Genomic DNA, 20,276 nt, shown 5'->3' with positions numbered 1-20,276 from the left:
GTGCCTGCAAGTGCGGCACGATGGAATGGTATGTGACGTTATAGTCGATAAATATCGGCTTTTAAAGTTCGCTGTAAAAAAGGATTTTGCTATCTCATGCTTGTATAGCGGATAAATATTTGTATTGGCCGGAGATATGGCCCCTTCCAACGGGCCTTCAGGTAGTCGCTGCTGAGCCCGTCGTTTTGCTCAGCGAACGGCACGCTTGGGCAAAAAAGGCGGCAGATAGAGGCCCAGGTAAGCCTCGAAGACGCGCAGGCCTTCTTCGGCAAAACGCGGGGTGATTTCACCGTGCTGGTGGATCGAGCGCGCGTAGACGCGATCACCCAGCTCCATGGCCAGGGCGAATACGTCCATATCGTCCGGCAGGGCAGGCAGCTCGAAATAACGATCGAATAGCGCCCGGGCCTGCTGGCTCAGTTCGATGTCGTGTTGACGGTCGGCCTGGGTCACTTCACCGAGGCCATGCTGGGCGAGAATCAGTTGGCGGGCGGCCGCGTCGTCGGCGTAAAGGGTCAGCATGCGCTGTTCGATGATCCGCGAAAGATCCCGCCAGCTATGCAGCGCGCCCGCCTCGACGGGCTCCTCCAGGCAGGCGCGGAAGGCGCGGTGCACATCCGCTGTCAGGGCCTGGAGCAGGGCCGGCACGCTGGGGAAAAAATGATAGATCGACGAGGGTGCGATGGCCGCCCGTTGCGCCACGGTATATATCGACAACGCCCCGACGCCCTGCTCGGCGAGCAAGGTGCGGGCCGCGTTGAGGATCTGTTCGATACGCGCCTGGCTGCTGGCGCGGGGTTTGCGGGTAGTCAATCAGCTGCCCTCGCGAAAGCGCTGCCAGGCTGCGTCGCGTACCTCGGCCTGCTTGGCGGGCAGGGTTTCCAGCACATGCAGGCGGCGCTTCAGTTCGGCGTCGGGGTATAGGGCGGGCTCGTTGCTCAGGCGTTCGTCGAGAAACTGTCTGGCGTCGGCGTTGCCGCTGGGGTACAGGGTTTCGCGGGTGATCTGGGCGGCCACTTCCGGGCGCATCAGGTAGTCGATAAACCGATTGGCCAGATCCGCACGCGGGGCGTTGCTTGGGATCACCAGATTGTCGATGAACAGCACCGAGCCCTCGTCGGGAATCATGAAGGTCACTGGCTGGCCTTTTCTGGCCGCGCTCAGGGCATCACCCGCCCAGGCGATGGCCATGCACAGGCGGCCATTGTCGAGGTCGTCGATATAGCGCTCGCTGTCTACATAGCGTAGGTTCGGCCGCACCTGCAACAGCAGCTCGCCCGCGCGCTTGATCCGCGCCGGGGCGGCGCGTGCCAGGCTGCGCCCCTGGTAGTTGAACAGCACCGACAGCACCTCCGCCGGTGCATCCAGGGAACTGATGCCACAACTTGCCAGCCGGGCGCTCTGGGCTGGGTCGAAGAACAGGCTCCAGCTGTGCGGCAGTGGCCCTCCATAGGCTGCTTCAGCCTTTGGCTGGTTGATCGCCAGGCCGACCGCACCCCACAGGTATGGAATGGCATGGCGATTATCGGCGTCGACGGCGGCCAGTTTCTTCAGCAGGTCCTGATCCAGATGCCGGCGATTGCTCAACTGCGGCAAATCCAGTGGTTGCAGGCGGCCTGCACTGATCAGCTGAGGCAGCGTGTTATGGGTGACCACCGCGATATCGATCGGCTCTGCGCTGGCCAGTACGGCGGCAAGTTCTTCTGCAGTGCTGAAGGTGCGGTAGTCGACCGTTATGCCGGTTTCCTGCTGGAAGCGTTCCAGCACCTCGGGGGCTATGTAGTCGTTCCAGTTGTAGACGCGAATGCTGTCGCCGCTGGCGGCCATTGCCGATACCGGAGCGAGGGCCAGCAACAGAAGGGCGAAACGGCGAATCATGGCGGTCATCCTGATTGGCAGTGGTGGCAGGTGAGTGGGCCTCAGGCGCGCGGGCTCGCCGAGTCCGGTCAGCGGCGCCTGTGAAAACGCCGGCTCTCGCCGGCGTTTGCAGGTCACACGGTGTGCAAGTACCAGTTGTATTCGAGGTCGGAAATGGTCGTCTCGAATTCCTGTAGCTCGGCTTCCTTGCAGGCGACGAAGATATCGATGTAATCGGGGCTGATGTACTTGTTGAGCACCTCGCTGTCGTCCAGCTCGCGCAAGGCATCGCGCAGGTTGTTCGGCAGGCTCTGCTCCAGCTGTTCGTAGGAGTTGCCCTCGATCGGCGCGCCGGGGTCCAGCTGATTGGTCAGGCCGTGGTGAATGCCGGCGAGGATCGCCGCCATCATCAGGTACGGGTTGGCATCGGCACCGGCCACCCGGTGTTCGATGCGGATCGCATCGCTGCTGCCGGTCGGTACACGTACCGCCACGGTGCGGTTATCCAGGCCCCAGCTCGGCGCGTTGGGCACGTAGAACTGCGCGCCGAAACGGCGGTAGGAGTTGACGTTAGGGCACAGGAAGGCCATCGACGCGGGCATGGTGTCGAGGATCCCGGCGATGGCATGGCGCAGCGGCGCATGCTGTTCGGGGTCGTCGGTGGCGAAGATGTTCTTCCCGGTTTTCTTGTCGAGCAGCGAGATATGCACGTGCAGGCCATTGCCTGCCTGGCCCGGATAGGGCTTGGCCATGAAGGTCGAGTCCATCTCGTGGTCGTAGGCGATGTTCTTGATCAGGCGTTTGAGCAGCAGCGCGTGATCACAGGCCTTGATGGCATCCTTGGTGTGATGCAGGTTGACCTCGAACTGCGCCGGCGCACTTTCCTTGACGATGGCATCGGCCGGTAGCGCCTGTTCCTTGGCAGCTTCGAGCATGTCCTGCAGGCAGTCGACGTATTCGTCGAGATCGTCGATCAGGTAGACCTGGGTCGAGTGCGGGCGCTTGCCGGAGATTGGCGAGCGCGGTGGCTGCGGGCGGCCGTTCACATTCTCCTGATCGATCAGGTAGAACTCCAGTTCGAAGGCCGCGCAGATGGTCAGGCCGAGTTCGTCGAACTTCTGCACCACCTGACGCAATACCTCACGGGGGTCGGCAAAGAAGGGGCTGCCGTCCAGTTCGTGCATGGTCATCAGCAGTTGCGCGGTGGGGCGCTTCTGCCAGGGTTCCTTGCACAGGGTATCGGGGATGGGGAAGCAGATACGGTCGGCGTCGCCGATGTCCAGGCCCAGGCCTGTGCTTTCGACGGTGGCGCCATTGATGTCCAGGGCGAACAGTGAAGCCGGCAGGTTGATGCCTTTTTCGTACACCTTGTGGAGGCTGGCGCGCTCGATGCGCTTGCCGCGCACGACACCATTCATATCTGCAATCAGAAGGTCGACGAACTGAACCTCAGGATGTTCCTTGAGGAACGCGTTCGCTTCATTGAGCTGAACGGCACGCGGGGGTACCGACATGATGCAACACCTATGTTGTTAAAAATATCAATCAATTGCTGACACACCGGGAGTCAATCCCAAACGCCAGACACTGTCAAGACAGGTCAATGCTGCCCCAATTGGATGCGCGGTGGCCATTTCTAGGGCGTTTCAGGGCATTTCCAGCGAAAGCTGTTGCAGCGTTTCCGGTGGTGCTCAGCCGACTTTCCCGGCTGAGATCGCCGGGTTGTGTAAAAAAATGAACAAGGATAAGCTCGGGACAAACCCCAAATAATCCAACAATACGGGTGTTTCATGAGCTGCATGTCGCTCCCCGGCGTCATTGCCAGTATCGCGCAGGCCGCGGCATCGCCGGCTGCGCTCAAGACTACGCGGTGTTCTCTGGCGGCTTTGGGGCAGGCGTTCGCAGGGCATGTCGGCTGCAAGCCCCGGGTAAATCGCCTCGCTCGAAAATCTGCACACTCCGTCAGCCTTCCGCTGTCTTCCACGTCTATGCTTTTTTCTCGTCTGGCTCCTCCTTGCGTGTGCAGCCATCGCGTTTGCCTGCAGCAATCCGAGCGGCTCTGCAAAGGCTCTGCGCTAACGGCGCGCGGCTTGCAAAGGGATCTGGGTCTGTCGAGTGCAACAAAGGTCGGTTACAGTCTTGGGCGATGTGGTGACGCAGCGTTGCGCGTGCATGATGCCCTTGGCTGGGCGCGCGCGGGGCCCGCCGTGCCCATAGCTGTGTGACAGCCTGGATTATCCCCTGCGCTGGCGACAGGCAACAAGCCTTGGCCAGGGTATGGGGCATGTCGAGCCGGCCGAGGATGCCGGTTTCAAAAAACCTGAGGTCTCTATGAGCACCAAATTGGACCAGCTCTCCAGCTGGTTGAAAGAACGCAAGATCACCGAAGTCGAATGTCTGGTCAGCGACCTGACGGGGATTGCCCGGGGCAAGATCTCGCCGACCAACAAATTCCTCGATGAAAAAGGCATGCGCCTGCCCGAGAGCGTACTGCTGCAGACCGTCACCGGCGATTACGTCGAAGACGATGTGTACTACGACCTGCTCGACCCAGCCGACATCGACATGTTCTGCCGGCCGGATGAGAACGCCGTGTTCATTGTGCCCTGGGCCATCGAGCCCACCGCCCAGGTGATCCACGACACCTACGACAAGCTGGGCAATCCTATCGAATTGTCGCCGCGCAACATCCTCAAGAAAGTGCTGCGTCTGTATGCCGAAAAAGGCTGGCAGCCCATCGTGGCACCGGAGATGGAGTTCTACCTGACCAAACGCAACAGCGACCCGGACTTCCCGCTGGTGGCGCCGATGGGCCGCTCGGGGCGTCCGGAAACCGGCCGGCAGAGCTTCTCGATCGATGCGGCCAACGAATTCGACCCGCTGTTCGAAGACATGTACGACTGGTGCGAACTGCAGGGCCTGGACCTGGATACCTTGATCCACGAGGAAGGCCCGGCGCAGATGGAGATCAACTTCCGTCACGGCGAAGCCCTGCACCTGGCCGACCAGATCCTGGTGTTCAAGCGCACCATGCGCGAAGCGGCGCTCAAGCACGACGTGGCTGCGACCTTCATGGCCAAGCCGATCACCGATGAGCCGGGCAGCGCCATGCACCTGCACCAGAGCATCATCGATCTGAAGACTGGCAAGAACATCTTCTCCAACGAAGATGGCTCGATGAGCCAGCTGTTCATGCACCACATCGGCGGCCTGCAAAAGTACATCCCGGAGCTGCTGCCGCTGTTCGCGCCCAACGTCAACTCGTTCCGCCGCTTCCTGCCCGATACCTCGGCACCGGTGAACGTCGAATGGGGCGAGGAAAACCGCACCGTCGGCCTGCGCGTGCCGGACGCCACGCCGCAGAACCGCCGGGTGGAAAACCGCCTGGCCGGCGCCGACGCCAACCCCTACCTGGCCCTGGCCGCCAGCCTGCTGTGTGGCTACATCGGTATGGTCGAAGGCATCGAGCCCAGCGCGCCGGTGGTAGGGCGTGGCTACGAACGCCGCAACCTGCGCCTGCCGCTGACCCTGGAAGCGGCACTGGAGCGCATGGAAACCTGCCAGGTGGTCGAGCAGTACCTGGGCCACAAGTTCGTCAGCGGCTATGTGGCGGTCAAGCGTGCCGAGCACGAGAACTTCAAGCGGGTGATCAGTTCCTGGGAACGCGAGTTCCTGCTGCTCTCGGTCTGATCCAGCCGGGGCTGGCGCGCGATCCGCACGGCCCTGCATTCATAAAGAGGTGAACATGACGGCAAACAATTCGAATACCCAGCAGTGGCAGGCCATGAGCCGCGATCACCACCTGGCGCCTTTCAGCGATTTCAAGCAACTGGCCGAGAAGGGCCCACGCATCATCACCCGCGGTGAAGGTGTGCACCTGTGGGACAGCGAAGGCAACAAGATCCTCGATGGCATGGCCGGGCTCTGGTGCCTGGCCATCGGCTACGGGCGTGAGGAACTGGTCGAGGCGGCGAGCAAGCAGATGCGCGAGCTGCCGTTCTACAACACCTTCTTCCAGACCGCCCACCCGCCGGTGCTGGAACTGGCCAAGGCGCTTGCCGAGGTGACGCCGGCCGGCATGAACCATGTGTTCTTCACCGGCTCCGGCTCGGAAGGCAACGACACCATGCTACGCATGGTTCGCCACTACTGGGCGCTCAAGGGCAAGCCGAACAAGAAGGTGGTAATCGCCCGCGAGAACGGCTATCACGGCTCCACCGTCGCCGGCGCCAGCCTGGGCGGCATGAAGGGCATGCACGAGCAGGGCGACCTGCCGATCCCCGGCATCGTGCACATCGCCCAGCCGTACTGGTTTGGCGAGGGCGGCGAGATGACCCCGGAGGCCTTTGGTATCTGGGCAGCCGATGAGCTGGAGAAGAAGATTCTCGAGGTCGGTGAAGACAAGGTCGCCGCCTTTATCGCCGAGCCGATCCAGGGCGCCGGTGGGGTGATCATTCCCCCGGACAGCTACTGGCCACGGGTGCGCGAGATTCTCGCCAAGCACGACATCCTCTTCGTCGCCGATGAGGTGATCTGTGGTTTCGGGCGTACCGGTGAGTGGTTTGGCAGCGACTTCTACGGCAACACGCCGGACATGATGACCATCGCCAAGGGCCTGACCTCCGGCTACGTGCCGATGGGCGGCCTGGTGGTGCGTGACGAGATCGTCCAGGTGCTCAACGAGGGCGGCGATTTCAACCACGGCTTCACCTATTCCGGGCACCCGGTGGCGGCAGCAGTGGCGCTGGAGAACATTCGAATTCTGCGCGAAGAAAAGATCATCGAGCGGGTCAGAGAAGAAACGGCACCGTATTTGCAGAAACGACTGCGCGAGCTGGCCGATCATCCATTGGTCGGCGAGGTGCGCGGCGTGGGCATGCTGGGCGCCATCGAACTGGTGAAGGACAAGGCGACCCGCGCGCGTTATCCGAGTGACAAATCGGTGGGTATGATCTGCCGCGGTCACTGTTTCGACAATGGCCTGATCATGCGCGCCGTTGGCGACACCATGATCATTTCGCCGCCGCTGGTGATCAGCAAGAGCGAGATCGACGAGCTGGTGGAAAAGGCCCGTAAATGCCTGGACCTCACTGCCCGTGCTTTACTGACCTGACGGCCGCTGCAAGGCTTTTCGGATGCAGCGACAGTCGGGTGTAATCAATTGCCTGTCAGGGCTTGAGCGATGGGGCCGTTATCGCCAGACTTGCCGGCCAAAAAAACGGGCCCAGCCGCGAAGAACGGCGGCCCGGTAATCGACATCACATTAGGGAGCTGAACCGCATGATCAAGACTTTCGGCAAGACTCTGCTGGCGGTGACGCTGGCCGGCGCCGTGGCCGGTATGGCGCAGGCAGATGGCAAGGTATTGAACGTCTACAACTGGTCGGACTACATCGCCGCGGACACCGTGGCCAAGTTCACCAAGGAGACCGGCATCAAGGTCACCTATGACGTTTTCGACTCCAACGAAACCTTGGAAGCCAAGCTGTTCGCCGGCAAGTCGGGTTACGACATCGTGGTGCCGTCCAACAACTTCCTGGCCAAGCACATCAAGGCCAAGGTCTACCAGCCGCTGGACAAGTCCAAGCTGCCGAACTGGGAAAACCTCGACAAGAACCTGCTGAAAACCGTCGAGGTCAGCGATCCGGGCAACCAGTACGCCTTTCCCTACATGTGGGGCTCGATCGGCATCGGCTTCAACCCGGAGAAGGTCAAGGCGGCGCTGGGTGAAAATGCCCCGGTGGACTCCTGGGACCTGCTGTTCAAGCCCGAGAACGTCGAGAAGCTGAAGGCCTGCGGCGTGTCATTCCTCGATTCGCCAACCGAGATCCTGCCGATCGCGCTGCAGTACCTGGGTTATGAGCCGACCAGCACCGATCCGAAGCAGCTCAAGGAAGCCGAGGCGCTGTTCCTGAAGATTCGTCCTTCGATCACTTATTTCCACTCGTCCAAGTACATCTCCGACCTGGCCAATGGCAACCTCTGCGTTGCCGTAGGTTATTCGGGTGACATCTACCAGGCCAAGTCGCGCGCCGAAGAAGCCGGTGGCAAGGTCAAGGTGTCCTACAACATTCCCAAGGAAGGCGCCGGTACCTTCTTCGACATGGTGGCCATCCCTGCCGACGCGGAAAACGTCGAGTCGGCCTATGCCTTCATGAACTTCCTGATGAAGCCGGAAATCATGGCCGAGATCACCAACGAAGTGCACTTCCCCAACGGCAACGCAAAAGCCACGCCGCTGGTCGATGACGCCATTCGTAACGACCCGGGCGTGTACCCGACGCAGGAAACCATGGGCAAGCTTTACGCCTTCCCGGACCTGCCGCCGGCCGCTCAGCGCGCCATGACCCGCAGCTGGACGAAGATCAAGTCCGGTCGCTGATCGCCTGATGACCGCGGTGCCTGGCGCCGCGGTCTGCGCTCATGGGCAAAGGGGCGGATCGCCGCCCGTCGAGCGCCGCGCTGCTGTCGTGGCGCTCCCCCGAACCGCGATACGTCACCTGCGGGTGATGCGCCACAAGAAGAGGACGACCTGTGCATTTTCCCCTGGGCAAGATCCTGACAACGACCGCGCTTTCGGTTGGCTTGGCAACCCTGGCACATGCCGACGGTACCGTGCATATCTACAATTGGAGCGACTACATCGGCGAGGACACCCTGGCCGCGTTCCAGAAGGACACGGGCATCAAACCGGTCTACGACGTCTTCGACTCCAACGAAACCCTGGAGGGCAAACTGCTCGCTGGCCGTAGCGGCTACGACGTAGTGGTGCCGTCCAATCATTTTCTCGGCAAGCAGATCAAGGCGGGCGCGTTCCAGAAGCTCGACCGGGGCAAGCTGCCGAACTGGAACAACCTCGACCCGGCGCTGCTCAAGCAGCTGGAAACCAACGACCCGGGCAACCAGTATGCGGTGCCTTATCTGTGGGGCACCAACGGCATCGGCTACAACGTCGCCAAGGTCAAGGAAGTGCTTGGCGTCGACAAGATCGACTCCTGGGCCGTGCTGTTCGAACCGCAGAACATGAAGAAGCTCGCCAGCTGCGGCGTGTCCTTCATGGATTCGGCGGACGAGATGATCCCCTCGGTGCTCAACTACCTGGGCCTGGATCCCAACAGCCAGAGCGCCGATGACTACGCCAAGGCCGAAGCCAAGCTGATGGAGGTGCGCCCCTACGTGAGCTACTTCCACTCCTCGAAATACATCTCGGATCTGGCCAACGGCAACATCTGCGTGGCGTTCGGCTACTCCGGTGATGTCTTGCAGGCATCGGACCGTGCCGCGGAGGCCGGAAAGGGCGTCGAAATCGCCTATGCGATTCCCAAGGAAGGCGCCAACCTGTGGTTCGACATGCTCGCCATCCCCAAGGATGCCAGCAATGTCGAGCAGGCCCATGCCTTCATCAACTACCTCCTCGATCCACAAGTGATCGCCGGGGTCAGTGACTATGTCGGCTACGCCAACCCCAACGTCAAGGCGGGGGAGCTGATGGACCAGGACATTCGCCAGGACGAGTCGGTGTACCCACCACAGGCCGTGCTGGACAAGTTGTACGTGATGGCCGAACTGCCGCCCAAGGCGCAGCGCCTGATGACGCGAAGCTGGACGAAGATCAAGTCCGGAAGATGACAACCTTTAGCGCCCGGCCCTCGCCGGGCGCCATTTTTGCTGCGGGAGTTTGGTAATGGCAGTTGCTTCCAGTACCTATAAGAAGGTCATCGAGGGCAGCCAGCAACCCAAAGAGGTGCTGGTCAAGATCGAGCGCGTGACCAAGAAGTTCGACGAAACCGTCGCGGTCGACGACGTCTCGCTGACCATCAACAAGGGCGAGATCTTCGCCCTGCTCGGTGGCTCTGGCTCGGGCAAGTCGACCTTGCTGCGCATGCTAGCCGGTTTCGAACGGCCCACCGAGGGGCGCATCTTCCTCGACGGCCAGGACATTACCGAACTGCCGCCCTACGATCGGCCGATCAACATGATGTTCCAGTCCTACGCGCTGTTCCCGCACATGAGTGTGGCTGACAACATCGCCTTCGGCCTCAAGCAGGACAAGATGTCCAAGGCCGAGATCGACGAGCGCGTGGCCGAGATGCTCAAGCTGGTGCACATGACCCAGTACGCCAAGCGCAAGCCCCACCAGCTTTCCGGCGGCCAGCGCCAGCGCGTGGCCCTGGCCCGCTCCCTGGCCAAGCGGCCCAAACTGTTGCTGCTCGACGAGCCCATGGGTGCGCTGGACAAGAAGCTGCGTTCGCAAATGCAGCTCGAACTGGTGGAGATCATCGAGCGCGTGGGCGTGACCTGCGTGATGGTCACCCACGACCAGGAAGAGGCCATGACCATGGCCCAGCGCATCGCCATCATGCACCTGGGCTGGATCGCCCAGATCGGCAGTCCCATCGACGTTTACGAGACGCCGGCCAGCCGCCTGGTCTGCGAGTTCATCGGCAACGTCAACCTGTTCGACGGGCAGATCGTCCATGACGATACCGATCATGCGGTGATCGACTGCCCGCAGTTGGACAAGCCGATCTACATCGGCCACGGCATCAGCACCCGCGCCCAGGAGACCCAGGTCACCTACGCCCTGCGCCCGGAAAAGCTGCTGATGGCCACCCAGTTGCCGGCCGATCACGAGCACCCGGACTACAACTGGAGCCACGGCATCGTGCACGACATCGCCTACCTGGGCGGCCACTCGGTGTACTACGTCAAGCTGACCGCCGGGCAGATCGTGCAGTGCTTCATCGCCAACGCCGAGCGCCGCGGCAAGCGGCCGACCTGGGATGAGCCCGTGGTGGTGTTCTGGGAAGACGACAGCGGCGTGGTATTGCAATCATGAAGATGAGCAGCCTGACCAAGCGTATGCCTAACGGCCGACACCTGGTGATCGGCATTCCGTTCATCTGGCTGTTCCTGTTCTTCCTGCTGCCGTTCGTGATCGTGCTGAAGATCAGCTTCGCCGAAGCCGACGTGGCGATCCCGCCGTACACGGAAATCTACACCTGGGTGGACAATACCCTGCAGGTGGTACTGAACCTGGGCAACTACATCTTCCTTACCGAAGACGAGTTGTACCTGGCTGCCTACCTGGGTTCGCTGAAGATCGCCTTTTTCAGCACCCTGGCCTGTCTGCTGATCGGCTACCCGATGGCCTATGCCATCGCCCGCGCCAAGAAGGAAACCCAGACGGTCCTGCTGCTGCTGGTGATGATGCCGACCTGGACGGCGATCCTGATCCGCGTCTACGCCTGGATGGGCATTCTCAGCAACAACGGCCTGCTCAACGGCTTCCTGCAGAGCATCGGCCTTATCGACGCACCGCTGCAGATCCTCAACACCAACACCGCGGTGTACATCGGTATCGTCTACTCGTACCTGCCGTTCATGATCCTGCCGCTGTTCGCCAACCTGGTGAAGCACGACCAGAGCCTGCTCGAAGCCGCCTCGGATCTGGGCTCGAGCAACTTCAACAGCTTCTGGAAGATTACCGTGCCGCTGTCCAAGAACGGCATCATCGCCGGCTGCATGCTGGTGTTCATCCCGGTGGTCGGCGAGTTCGTGATCCCCGAGCTGCTTGGCGGGCCGGAAACCCTGATGATCGGCAAGGTGCTGTGGCAGGAATTCTTCAACAACCGCGACTGGCCGGTGGCCTCGGCGCTGGCGGTGGTGATGCTGGCGATCCTCTTGGTGCCGATCATTCTGTTCAACCGTAACCAAGCGAAAGAGCTGGAGGGGCGCGTATGACTCTGCATAGCACGCGTCAAGGATCATTCTGTTCAACCGGCTCTTCAACCACAGGCCGAGCTAAAGAGCTGGAGGGCCGGGTATGAAGAATTTCCGATTCTCCACGCTGATGCTGTGGGTCGGCCTGGCGTTCATCTACCTGCCAATGGTCATCCTGGTGATCTACTCGTTCAACGCCTCGCGGCTGGTGACGGTGTGGGGCGGCTGGTCGACCAAGTGGTACTGGAGCCTGCTCGACGATCGCCAGTTGATGGGCGCCGTATGGCGCTCCCTGGAGATCGCCTGCTACACGGCAATCGCCGCGGTGGCGCTGGGTACACTGGCGGCCTTCGTGCTGACCCGCATCAGCCGCTTCAAGGGACGCACCCTGTTCGGCGGTCTGGTCACCGCGCCGCTGGTGATGCCGGAAGTGATCACCGGCCTGTCGCTGCTGCTGCTGTTCGTGGCCATGGCGCAACTGATCGGCTGGCCGGCGGAGCGCGGCATGATGACCATCTGGATCGCCCATACCACCTTCTGCTCGGCCTACGTGGCGGTGGTGGTGTCGGCGCGCCTGCGCGAGCTGGACCTGTCCATCGAGGAAGCCGCCATGGATCTCGGCGCGCGGCCGTGGAAGGTGTTCTTCCTGATCACCATCCCGATGATCGCGCCCTCGCTGATGGCTGGCGGCATGATGTCCTTCGCCCTGTCTCTGGATGATCTGGTGCTGGCCAGCTTCGTGTCCGGCCCTGGCGCCACCACATTGCCCATGGAGGTGTTCTCCAAGGTGCGCCTGGGCGTGACGCCGGCGATCAACGCGATCGCCAGCCTGATCCTGCTGGCCGTGTCGCTGGCCACTTTCCTGGTGTGGTTCTTCACTCACCGCGCCGAGGAACGTCGTCGCAAGGCGATCCAGCAGGTCATGGAAGAAAGCCAGAATGCCATCGGTGCTCGGCCGGAGGCCAAGCCGGCCCACTGAAACAGCTGGGCTACGACAGTGCCCGCCGACTGCGCAAGCAGGGCGGGCATTGTTTTGTCTGTCAGATAGGGGGGCTGATCGGTCGGGTATCCGCAGTAGCGGCGTGGCTGTCTGGCCAGCTGCTGTGCTTTGGTCGAGTCTTGCGCTCAGCCACAAACAACAACGCCCGGGCTATCACGGCCCGGGCGTTGTTGTTGGCGCAGAAGCTCAGCGCGTCAGGTGCAGGAAGTGCATGTGGCGTTCGTACTGATCGAGAATGTCGCCGATCACCTCTTCGCGGTTCCAGCCCATCACGTCATAGTCCTGGCCACCTTCGTTGAGGTGAACCTCGGCGCGGAAGTACTTGCGCTCCTCGCTGGAGTCATCGCGAGTATCACGCAGGGCGAAACTCGGCTGGATCAGGGCGCGAGGGCGTACCTGATACTGGAAGTCCGCTTCGGCGCCATGGCTGACCGACAGCGTCACGCGACCGTCGTCGCCGCTTTCGACCTGTGCTTCACGGCCCTGCTTGCGCATTTCCTCGGCCACCTGCTGGCAGGCGGGCAGAACAGTTTCGGCGATGAAACGGTTGACGTGGGAACGGCGTGGCAGCATCACCATGCTGCGCAGGCGCCGTTGCCAGCCACCAGGGCTCGAGGCTCCACGGGGGCTGAGCGACACCTGGTCACGCAGGTTGCGCTTGGCGGCATCGATCTGCAGCGCACGCAACAGGCCCCACATCGAGGCCATCAGGGCGATCACGAAGGGCAGCGCGCTGGCGATGGTCGCGGTCTGCAACGCCTTGAGGCCGTCGGCCAGCAGCAGCGAGGCCGCTACCACCGCCATCAGCGCGGCCCAGAAGATGCGTTGCCAGACCGGTGTCTGGTCGTGCCCCCCGGAGGCCAGCATGTCCACCACCATGGCGCCGGAATCTGCCGAGGTGACGAAGAACACCACGATCATCAGCACCGCGATCTGCGAGAGGATCATCGACATCGGAAAATGTTCGAGGAAGGCGAACAGCGCCAGGGAACTGTCCTTGTTCACCGCCTCGGCCAGGTCGGTGACACCGTCGACCAGGATCATGTGGATCGCGGTGTCGCCAAATACGGTCATCCACAGCAGGGTGAAACCGGCGGGAACCACCAGCACGCCACTGATGAACTGGCGGATGGTGCGACCACGGGAAATACGGGCGATGAACAGGCCCACGAAGGGCGACCAGGACAGCCACCAGCCCCAGTAGAACAGGGTCCAGCCACCGATCCAGTCGGTCGGCTCGTAGGCGTAGAGGTTGAAGGTCTTGCTGACGATCTCCGACAGATAGCCGCCGGTGTTCTGCACGAAGGTCTGCATGATGAACACGGTCGGGCCGAGCACCAGCACGATCAGCAGCAGGCCCACGGCCAGTAGCATGTTCAGCTCGGAGAGACGCCGAATGCCCTTGTCCAGGCCGCTGACCACGGAGATGGTGGCCAGCAGCATGGTGGCGATCAGCAGGCCGATCTGCACCGTGGTGGTGGTTGGCAGGCCATACAGGTGGTTCAGGCCGGTATTGATCTGCAGCACGCCGTAGCCCAGTGAGGTGGCCACGCCAAGCACCGTGCCGATGACCGCGAAGATGTCCACCGCATGGCCGATCGGCCCGTAGATGCGGTCGCCAATCAGCGGGTAGAGGGCCGAGCGCAGCGTCAGCGGCAGGTTATGACGAAAGGCGAAGTAGGCCAGGATCAGCGCGACGATGGCATAGATCGCCCAGGCGTGCAGGCCCCAGTGGAAGAAGGTCAGCTTCATCGCTTCCTTCGCTGCGGTGACGGTCTGCGGGTCGCCCACCGGTGGGTCGATGAAGTGCATCACCGGTTCGGCCACGCCGAAGAACATCAGACCGATGCCCATGCCGGCGCAGAACAGCATGGAGAACCAGGTGGTGTTGTTGTATTCGGGCTCGCTGTGGTCCGGGCCGAGCTTGATGTCGCCGAAGCGGCTCATGGCGAGAAACACCACGAACATCAGGATCAACGCCACGGCAAGGATATAGACCCAGCTGGCGTTCTCGATGATCCAGGCCTGAGTGTCGCCGAATACGCTCTGGGCGTTGTCCTTGAATGCCGTGCTATAGATCACCAGGCAGGCGATCAGAAAGGTCGAGCCGAAGAAAACCGGCGGGTTGAGGGTGGAGCGGGAAGACAGATTTGCCCCCATTGAGCTAGCTCTCCTTGGTCGGAGTCAGTCCATGACCAGCGCATCCAGTGACTCAGCTTAAGCTGGAGTGGGCAGATGGTGGGATGGAGAAGCGACTCGGTTTTTCGGATGGCCGCCAAAAGCGGAGGCCGCGATTGTAGCATCACCGATAGTCGGGTTCTTGGCTGTGCCTGCTATCGATAAGCCATCAGCCGTTTTGTTCAGCTTATTTGTGCAGGCTCACAGGCTGGTGCGGTACTGCAGGGCCTCGGCCAGATGCTGGCGGCTGATCTGTTCCTGCGCCTGCAGGTCAGCCAGGGTTCGCGCCACTTTCAGCACGCGGTGCGCCGAGCGCAGCGACAGGGTGAGGCGCTCGCAGGCGTGCTCCAGCCACTGGCGATCGGCATCGCTGAGCGCACAGTGGGCGCGTAGCCCGGGCAGGTCGAGAAAGGCATTGGCAATGCCCTGCCGGTGCAACTGGATGTCCCGTGCTGCAGCGACCCGGTCGGCGGCGGCAGCACTGTTGTCGCCGTTATCCGGCGAGGCATCGAGCTGAGTGCTCTCGCGGGCCACGGTGATATGCAGGTCAATACGGTCGAGCAGCGGCCCGGACAGCTTGCCGCGGTAGCGCTGGATCTGCTCCGCGCTGCAGCGACAGCGGCCGCTGGGATCGCCGAGAAAGCCGCAGGGGCAGGGGTTCATGGCCGCCACCAGCTGGAAACGGGCGGGGAAACTGACCTTGTCGCGGGCGCGGGCAATGACGATCTGGCCACTTTCCAGTGGCTCGCGTAGCACTTCGAGCACTCGGCGGTCGAACTCGGGCAATTCGTCCAGAAACAGGACGCCGTGGTGGGCCAGGGTGATTTCCCCTGGCTGCGGGCGGCTGCCACCGCCCACCAGGGCCGGGCCGGACGCGCTGTGGTGCGGGTGCCTGAAAGGGCGCTGTGGCCAGCTCTGCAGCGGCGTGTGGCTGGCCACCGAGCGGATCGCGGCGACTTGCAGGGCTTCCTCCTCGGTCAGCGGTGGCAGCAGGCCGGGCAGGCGGCTCGCCAGGAGGGTCTTGCCGGTGCCGGGTGGCCCGCTCAGCAACAGGTTATGGCCGCCAGCGGCGGCGACCAGCAGGGCACGTTTGGCGGCAACCTGGCCCTGCACTTCGGCGAGGTCCGGGTACGGCTGAGTATGGCGCAGCAGGCCTTGCGCCTGATAGGGCGCCAGTGGCGTCTGGCCGTTGAGGTGCGCGACCAGCTCGAGCAGGTGGTCGACCGCCAGTACCGTCAGGCCTGTGGCCAGGCTGGCTTCCTCGGCATTTTCCCGGGGAATGACCAGCGTACGCCCAGCCTGTCTGGCGGCCAGCGCGGCGGGAAGTACGCCCTGCACCGGGCGAATCGAGCCCGACAGCGCGAGCTCGCCAAGGCACTCGAGGCTGGTGAGGGATTCGGCGGGTAGCTGGCCGCTGGCCGCTAGAATGCCAAGGGCGATGGCCAGGTCGAAGCGGCCGCCGTCCTTCGGCAGATCGGCCGGCGCCAGGTTGAGGGTAATGCGCCGTGGAGGGAAATCGAGGGCGCAGTTGAGGATGGCACTGCGCACCCGGTCCTTGGATTCCTTGACCGCGGTTTCCGGCAGACCGACCAAAGCCAGAGAAGGCAGGCCGTTGGCCAGATGGGCTTCGACGGTAACGCTGGGCGCATCGACGCCGACCTGGGCGCGGCTATGGACAATGGCCAATGACATCAATCACTCCTTGATTGCCTGCTGGCCGAGCGGGCTACTCGACCGGCGCGTGCTGCGTCGTTGCGTTGCGCGATTCGAGTTCCGTGACCTTGGCCTCCAGGGCTTCGAGACGCGCTCGGGTGCGGGCCAGTACAACCATCTGGCTGTCGAACTCTTCGCGGCTGACCAGATCCAGCTTGCTGAAACTGCTCTGCAGCAGCGCCTTGAGCTGGCTTTCGATTTCACTTCGCGGCAGCGGATTATCACCGCTGAGCAGGCGACTTGCCTGGCTGCTAAGGGCATCGAGCAACACTTTGGGTGGCAGCATGGGAACCTTCCAGAATGGGATGGCGGCAGTGTAGCACGCTGATTTCTTACGTCAGACGAGCCTGATTCGCACCAATAGTGTGCGCCTCGCGGTGCGGTTTGGCGCCCTTCTGGTGCGGCGTCCAGGGAGTGAAGTTGATCACAGCCGCCGGCAGGCCGGTAAACGCCTGAAAAGCTGCGCTTTTCGGGTATTGGCAAGATTTCTGCTTAGAGCCTCATGACCCATGCACCGATGCGGTTCGGTTGTAGCGAACGGGCGGCAAGGGTTCGTCGCCAGCAGTTGGTCAGCCCGTCTTGGCAACCGATGCATACAAAAGCCAGACACTGAGCTTAGACTTGGCCCGGGGTAACAATTCCTGGGGCAAGTCCACCTTACACGGGAGAGAGTTTCATGAAACTAGTCACTGCCATCATCAAGCCGTTCAAGCTGGACGACGTCCGCGAATCGCTGTCGGAAATCGGTGTGCAAGGCATCACCGTCACCGAAGTGAAAGGCTTCGGCCGCCAGAAGGGCCATACCGAGCTGTACCGCGGCGCTGAATATGTCGTCGACTTCCTGCCCAAGGTGAAGATCGACGTCGCCATTGCTGACGATCAGCTGGACCGCGTCATCGAGGCCATCACCAAGGCTGCCAACACCGGCAAGATCGGTGACGGCAAGATTTTCGTCGTAAACCTGGAACAGGCGATCCGCATCCGTACCGGCGAAACCGATACCGACGCGATCTAAAGCTCCGCCCCCACCCCCAAATCGTCCCAGGAGTTAAATCATGACTCTGCGAAAAATCGCAGGGCTTGGAGCCCTTTCGTCTCTGTTTTCCCCGAGCCTGGTCATGGCTCAGGAAAAAACGCTGAATTCCGGTGATACCGCCTGGATGCTGACCGCCACCGCCCTGGTGCTGTTCATGACCATTCCAGGCCTGGCGCTGTTCTACGCCGGCATGGTGCGTTCCAAGAACGTCCTGTCGGTGATGATGCAGTGCTTCGCCATCACCGCGCTGATGAGCCTGCTGTGGTTCGCCTACGGTTACAGCCTGGCGTTCGACACCACCGGGATGGAAGCCGGTGTCACCAACTTCAGCTCCTTCGTGGGCGGCCTGGGCAACATGTTCCTCGGCAACCTGACCAAGGAATCGCTGACCGCGGCCTTCCCGGAAAGCGTGTTCATCACCTTCCAGATGACCTTCGCCATCATCACGCCGGCGCTGATCGTCGGTGCCTTTGCCGAGCGCATGAAGTTCTCGGCGATGCTGGTGTTCATGACCGTCTGGTTCACCCTGGTCTACGCGCCGATCGCGCACATGGTCTGGGGCGGCGACGGGGCCCTGATGTGGGACTGGGGCGTGCTCGACTTCGCTGGCGGCACCGTGGTGCACATCAACGCCGGCATCGCTGGCCTGGTGGCGTGCATCGTGCTGGGCAAACGCAAGGGTTACCCGAGCGTGGCCATGGCGCCGCACAACCTGGGCTACACCCTGATCGGAGCAGCGATGCTGTGGGTCGGCTGGTTCGGCTTCAACGCCGGCTCCGCTGCCGCCGCCGACCAGACCGCTGGCATGGCCATGCTGGTCACCCAGATCGCCACCGCTGCCGCGGCGCTGGGCTGGATGTTCGCCGAGTGGATCACCCACGGCAAACCCAGCGCACTGGGCATCGCCTCGGGCGTGGTCGCCGGCCTGATCGGCATCACCCCGGCGGCCGGTACCGTCGGCCCGATGGGCGCGATGATCATCGGCCTGTCGGCCGGCGTGATCTGCTTCTTCTGCGCCACCAGCCTCAAGCGCAAGCTGGGCTACGACGACTCGCTGGACGTGTTTGGCGTGCACGGCGTGGGCGGCATCGTCGGCGCGCTGCTGACCGGCATCTTCGCCGCACCGGCGCTGGGCGGCTTTGGTGAGGTCGAGAACATCGGCCTGCAACTGTGGATCCAGTTCAAGGGCGTGGCCGTCACCGTGATCTACACCGGTATCGTCACCTTCGTGATCCTCAAGGTCATCGATGCCGTGATGGGCCTGCGGGTCAGCGATGAAGACGAGTCGGTCGGCCTCGACCTGGCTCAGCACAACGAGCGCGGCTACATCCTGTAAGTACCAGCGGCCCGCTTTCTGTGGCGGGCCGACAGCACACGGAGTGCGCCCGGAGCCAACCCGGGCGCCTCGACCGCACAGCGCACTCCCGGGCGCAACGGCCAGAGGTGATAAAAAAATGGACAACACAGCACTGACTGCTCTGCAGTATGGTTTCGATACCTTCTATTTCCTGATCTGTGGCGCCCTCGTCATGTGGATGGCCGCCGGCTTCGCCATGCTCGAAGCAGGCCTGGTACGCGCCAAGAACACCACCGAGATTCTCGCCAAGAACGTGGCGCTGTTCGCCATCGCCTGCATCATGTATCTGCTGATCGGCTACTACATCATGTATTCCAGCCCCGAGGGCGGCATCCTGCCGAGCTTCGGTTTTCTGATCGGTGACGAGAACAGCGTCGAGTCGGTACTGGCCGGTGGCGAAGATGCCCCGTACTACGCCGCCCGCTCGGACTTCTTCTTCCAGATCGTGTTCGCCGCCACCTGCATGTCGATCGTCTCCGGCGCCGTGGCCGAGCGCATGAAGTTGTGGTCGTTCATCGCCTTCGCGGTGGTGATGACCGCGGTCATCTACCCGGTACAGGGCTTCTGGAAATGGGGCGGCGGTTTCCTCGATGCCGCCGGTTTCCTCGATTTCGCCGGCTCCAGCGTGGTGCACATGGCCGGTGCAGCAGCAGCCCTGGCCGGTGTGCTGCTGCTCGGTGCGCGCAAGGGAAAATACGGCGCCAATGGTCAGGTCAACGCCATTCCCGGCGCCAACCTGCCGCTGGCGACCCTGGGCATGTTCATCCTGTGGATGGGCTGGTTCGGCTTCAATGGGGGCTCGCAGTTGAAGATGAGCACCATCGAGGACGCCAACGCCGTGGCCCAGGTGTTCGTCAATACCAATATGGCTGCTGCCGGCGGCCTGATCGCGGCACTGATCGTGGCGCGCATCCTGTTCGGCAAGGCCGACCTGACCATGGCCATCAATGGTGCGCTGGCCGGGTTGGTATCGATCACCGCCGAGCCGCTGACCCCGACCGCGCTGCAGGCCACCCTGATCGGCGGCGTGGGCGGCGTGCTGGTGGTGTTCGCCATCCTCGGCTTCGACAAGATCAGGGTCGACGATCCGGTCGGCGCCATCTCCGTGCATGGCGCGGCGGGCATCTGGGGCACCCTGGCGGTGTGCCTGACCAACCCGCAGGCCAGCCTGGGTGCACAGCTGCTGGGCATCGCCTGCATCTTCGCCTGGGTGTTCATCGCCAGCCTGATCGTCTGGAGCATCATCAAGGCGGTCGTTGGCCTGCGCGTATCCGAGGAAGAGGAATACGACGGCGTCGATCTGGTCGAGTGCGGGATGGAAGCCTACCCCGAGTTCACCAGCAACAAGTGATGGCCTCGGGCGCCGAGCCCGAAGCGTCATCACTAAAAATGATGTTGAACACCGGCAAAGGG

The 20,276-nt window shown here is 62.4% G+C and carries 16 protein-coding genes; 10 read left to right on the top strand and 6 right to left on the bottom strand.

From position 1 onward, the window contains the following. Positions 1-189: 189 nt before the first annotated feature. The 3 genes from BM154_RS14915 to BM154_RS14905 form a co-directional block, all read right to left on the bottom strand. On the bottom strand, positions 190-813 hold the full coding sequence (locus tag BM154_RS14915) for a TetR/AcrR family transcriptional regulator (RefSeq protein ID WP_074885604.1): 624 nt from the start codon (positions 811-813) through the stop codon (positions 190-192). Then, the gene (locus tag BM154_RS14910; protein ID WP_074885601.1) at positions 814-1,878 is read right to left on the bottom strand and encodes a polyamine ABC transporter substrate-binding protein; all 1,065 of its coding nucleotides are present in this window, start codon (positions 1,876-1,878) and stop codon (positions 814-816) included. It abuts the gene before it with no gap. A 113-nt stretch (positions 1,879-1,991) separates the two neighbouring features. Beyond that, positions 1,992-3,371: a glutamine synthetase family protein gene (locus tag BM154_RS14905; protein ID WP_074885598.1), complete on the bottom strand. Its 1,380-nt coding sequence runs from the start codon at positions 3,369-3,371 to the stop codon at positions 1,992-1,994. 817 nt (positions 3,372-4,188) lie between these two features. On the opposite strand from BM154_RS14905, the gene BM154_RS14900 reads away from it, so the two are divergent. From BM154_RS14900 to BM154_RS14870, 7 genes are all read left to right on the top strand, one after another. Next, positions 4,189-5,547, top strand: a complete 1,359-nt coding sequence (locus BM154_RS14900) for a glutamine synthetase family protein (RefSeq protein ID WP_074885596.1) — start codon at positions 4,189-4,191, stop codon at positions 5,545-5,547. A gap of 55 nt (positions 5,548-5,602) precedes the next feature. Beyond that, on the top strand, positions 5,603-6,970 hold the full coding sequence (locus BM154_RS14895) for an aspartate aminotransferase family protein (protein ID WP_074885594.1): 1,368 nt from the start codon (positions 5,603-5,605) through the stop codon (positions 6,968-6,970). 167 nt (positions 6,971-7,137) lie between these two features. Next, a complete protein-coding gene (locus tag BM154_RS14890; RefSeq protein WP_139225464.1) occupies positions 7,138-8,238 on the top strand; it encodes a polyamine ABC transporter substrate-binding protein in 1,101 nt (366 codons plus the stop codon). Positions 8,239-8,390: 152 nt separating this feature from the next. After that, positions 8,391-9,485 carry a polyamine ABC transporter substrate-binding protein gene (locus tag BM154_RS14885; protein ID WP_074885591.1) on the top strand — a complete coding sequence of 365 codons (1,095 nt, stop codon included), beginning with the start codon at positions 8,391-8,393 and terminating at the stop codon, positions 9,483-9,485. A gap of 55 nt (positions 9,486-9,540) precedes the next feature. Next, positions 9,541-10,695: a polyamine ABC transporter ATP-binding protein gene (gene potA, locus BM154_RS14880; RefSeq protein ID WP_074885589.1), complete on the top strand. Its 1,155-nt coding sequence runs from the start codon at positions 9,541-9,543 to the stop codon at positions 10,693-10,695. After that, positions 10,692-11,600 carry an ABC transporter permease subunit gene (locus tag BM154_RS14875; protein WP_074885586.1) on the top strand — a complete coding sequence of 303 codons (909 nt, stop codon included), beginning with the start codon at positions 10,692-10,694 and terminating at the stop codon, positions 11,598-11,600. Before potA ends, BM154_RS14875 begins: the two co-directional genes overlap by 4 nt. Positions 11,601-11,682: 82 nt before the next feature. Next, positions 11,683-12,558, top strand: a complete 876-nt coding sequence (locus BM154_RS14870; protein ID WP_074885583.1) for an ABC transporter permease subunit — start codon at positions 11,683-11,685, stop codon at positions 12,556-12,558. Positions 12,559-12,765: 207 nt separating this feature from the next. Here the strand turns inward: BM154_RS14870 and BM154_RS14865 are convergent, their stop codons facing one another. The 3 genes from BM154_RS14865 to BM154_RS14855 form a co-directional block, all read right to left on the bottom strand. Then, the gene (locus BM154_RS14865; protein ID WP_074885581.1) at positions 12,766-14,739 is read right to left on the bottom strand and encodes a BCCT family transporter; all 1,974 of its coding nucleotides are present in this window, start codon (positions 14,737-14,739) and stop codon (positions 12,766-12,768) included. 219 nt (positions 14,740-14,958) lie between these two features. Then, positions 14,959-16,449 carry a YifB family Mg chelatase-like AAA ATPase gene (locus BM154_RS14860; protein WP_074885578.1) on the bottom strand — a complete coding sequence of 497 codons (1,491 nt, stop codon included), beginning with the start codon at positions 16,447-16,449 and terminating at the stop codon, positions 14,959-14,961. A gap of 34 nt (positions 16,450-16,483) precedes the next feature. Further along, positions 16,484-16,756: an accessory factor UbiK family protein gene (locus BM154_RS14855; protein ID WP_074885577.1), complete on the bottom strand. Its 273-nt coding sequence runs from the start codon at positions 16,754-16,756 to the stop codon at positions 16,484-16,486. A gap of 390 nt (positions 16,757-17,146) precedes the next feature. Between BM154_RS14855 and glnK the strand changes: the two genes are divergently transcribed. The 3 genes from glnK (at position 17,147) to BM154_RS14840 (ending at position 20,214) form a co-directional block, all read left to right on the top strand. Beyond that, positions 17,147-17,485 (top strand): P-II family nitrogen regulator, encoded by a 339-nt coding sequence (glnK, locus tag BM154_RS14850; protein ID WP_003096476.1) that lies wholly within the window; start codon positions 17,147-17,149, stop codon positions 17,483-17,485. Between the two features lie 40 nt (positions 17,486-17,525). Continuing rightward, positions 17,526-18,842: an ammonium transporter gene (locus BM154_RS14845; RefSeq protein WP_074885574.1), complete on the top strand. Its 1,317-nt coding sequence runs from the start codon at positions 17,526-17,528 to the stop codon at positions 18,840-18,842. Between the two features lie 118 nt (positions 18,843-18,960). Beyond that, positions 18,961-20,214 carry an ammonium transporter gene (locus tag BM154_RS14840; protein ID WP_074885571.1) on the top strand — a complete coding sequence of 418 codons (1,254 nt, stop codon included), beginning with the start codon at positions 18,961-18,963 and terminating at the stop codon, positions 20,212-20,214. The last annotated feature ends 62 nt before the right edge of the window (positions 20,215-20,276 follow it).

Source organism: Phytopseudomonas argentinensis (genome assembly GCF_900113905.1).
GTDB classification, from domain to species: Bacteria; Pseudomonadota; Gammaproteobacteria; order Pseudomonadales; family Pseudomonadaceae; genus Aquipseudomonas; species Aquipseudomonas argentinensis.
Note: the sequence above shows the minus strand (reverse complement) of the source record. Positions and strands in the feature narration are given on the sequence as shown.

Bases quoted from the DNA above. Each gene is read 5' to 3' on its own strand.
- BM154_RS14870 (WP_074885583.1), top strand. From the start codon at position 11,683: ATGAAGAATTTCCGATTCTCCACGCTGATGCTGTGGGTCGGCCTGGCG.
- BM154_RS14860 (WP_074885578.1), bottom strand. From the start codon at position 16,449: ATGTCATTGGCCATTGTCCATAGCCGCGCCCAGGTCGGCGTCGATGCG.
- potA (WP_074885589.1), top strand. From the start codon at position 9,541: ATGGCAGTTGCTTCCAGTACCTATAAGAAGGTCATCGAGGGCAGCCAG.
- BM154_RS14895 (WP_074885594.1), top strand. From the start codon at position 5,603: ATGACGGCAAACAATTCGAATACCCAGCAGTGGCAGGCCATGAGCCGC.
- BM154_RS14840 (WP_074885571.1), top strand. From the start codon at position 18,961: ATGGACAACACAGCACTGACTGCTCTGCAGTATGGTTTCGATACCTTC.
- BM154_RS14865 (WP_074885581.1), bottom strand. From the start codon at position 14,739: ATGGGGGCAAATCTGTCTTCCCGCTCCACCCTCAACCCGCCGGTTTTC.
- BM154_RS14890 (WP_139225464.1), top strand. From the start codon at position 7,138: ATGATCAAGACTTTCGGCAAGACTCTGCTGGCGGTGACGCTGGCCGGC.
- BM154_RS14905 (WP_074885598.1), bottom strand. From the start codon at position 3,371: ATGTCGGTACCCCCGCGTGCCGTTCAGCTCAATGAAGCGAACGCGTTC.
- BM154_RS14910 (WP_074885601.1), bottom strand. From the start codon at position 1,878: ATGATTCGCCGTTTCGCCCTTCTGTTGCTGGCCCTCGCTCCGGTATCG.
- BM154_RS14855 (WP_074885577.1), bottom strand. From the start codon at position 16,756: ATGCTGCCACCCAAAGTGTTGCTCGATGCCCTTAGCAGCCAGGCAAGT.
- glnK (WP_003096476.1), top strand. From the start codon at position 17,147: ATGAAACTAGTCACTGCCATCATCAAGCCGTTCAAGCTGGACGACGTC.
- BM154_RS14845 (WP_074885574.1), top strand. From the start codon at position 17,526: ATGACTCTGCGAAAAATCGCAGGGCTTGGAGCCCTTTCGTCTCTGTTT.
- BM154_RS14900 (WP_074885596.1), top strand. From the start codon at position 4,189: ATGAGCACCAAATTGGACCAGCTCTCCAGCTGGTTGAAAGAACGCAAG.
- BM154_RS14875 (WP_074885586.1), top strand. From the start codon at position 10,692: ATGAAGATGAGCAGCCTGACCAAGCGTATGCCTAACGGCCGACACCTG.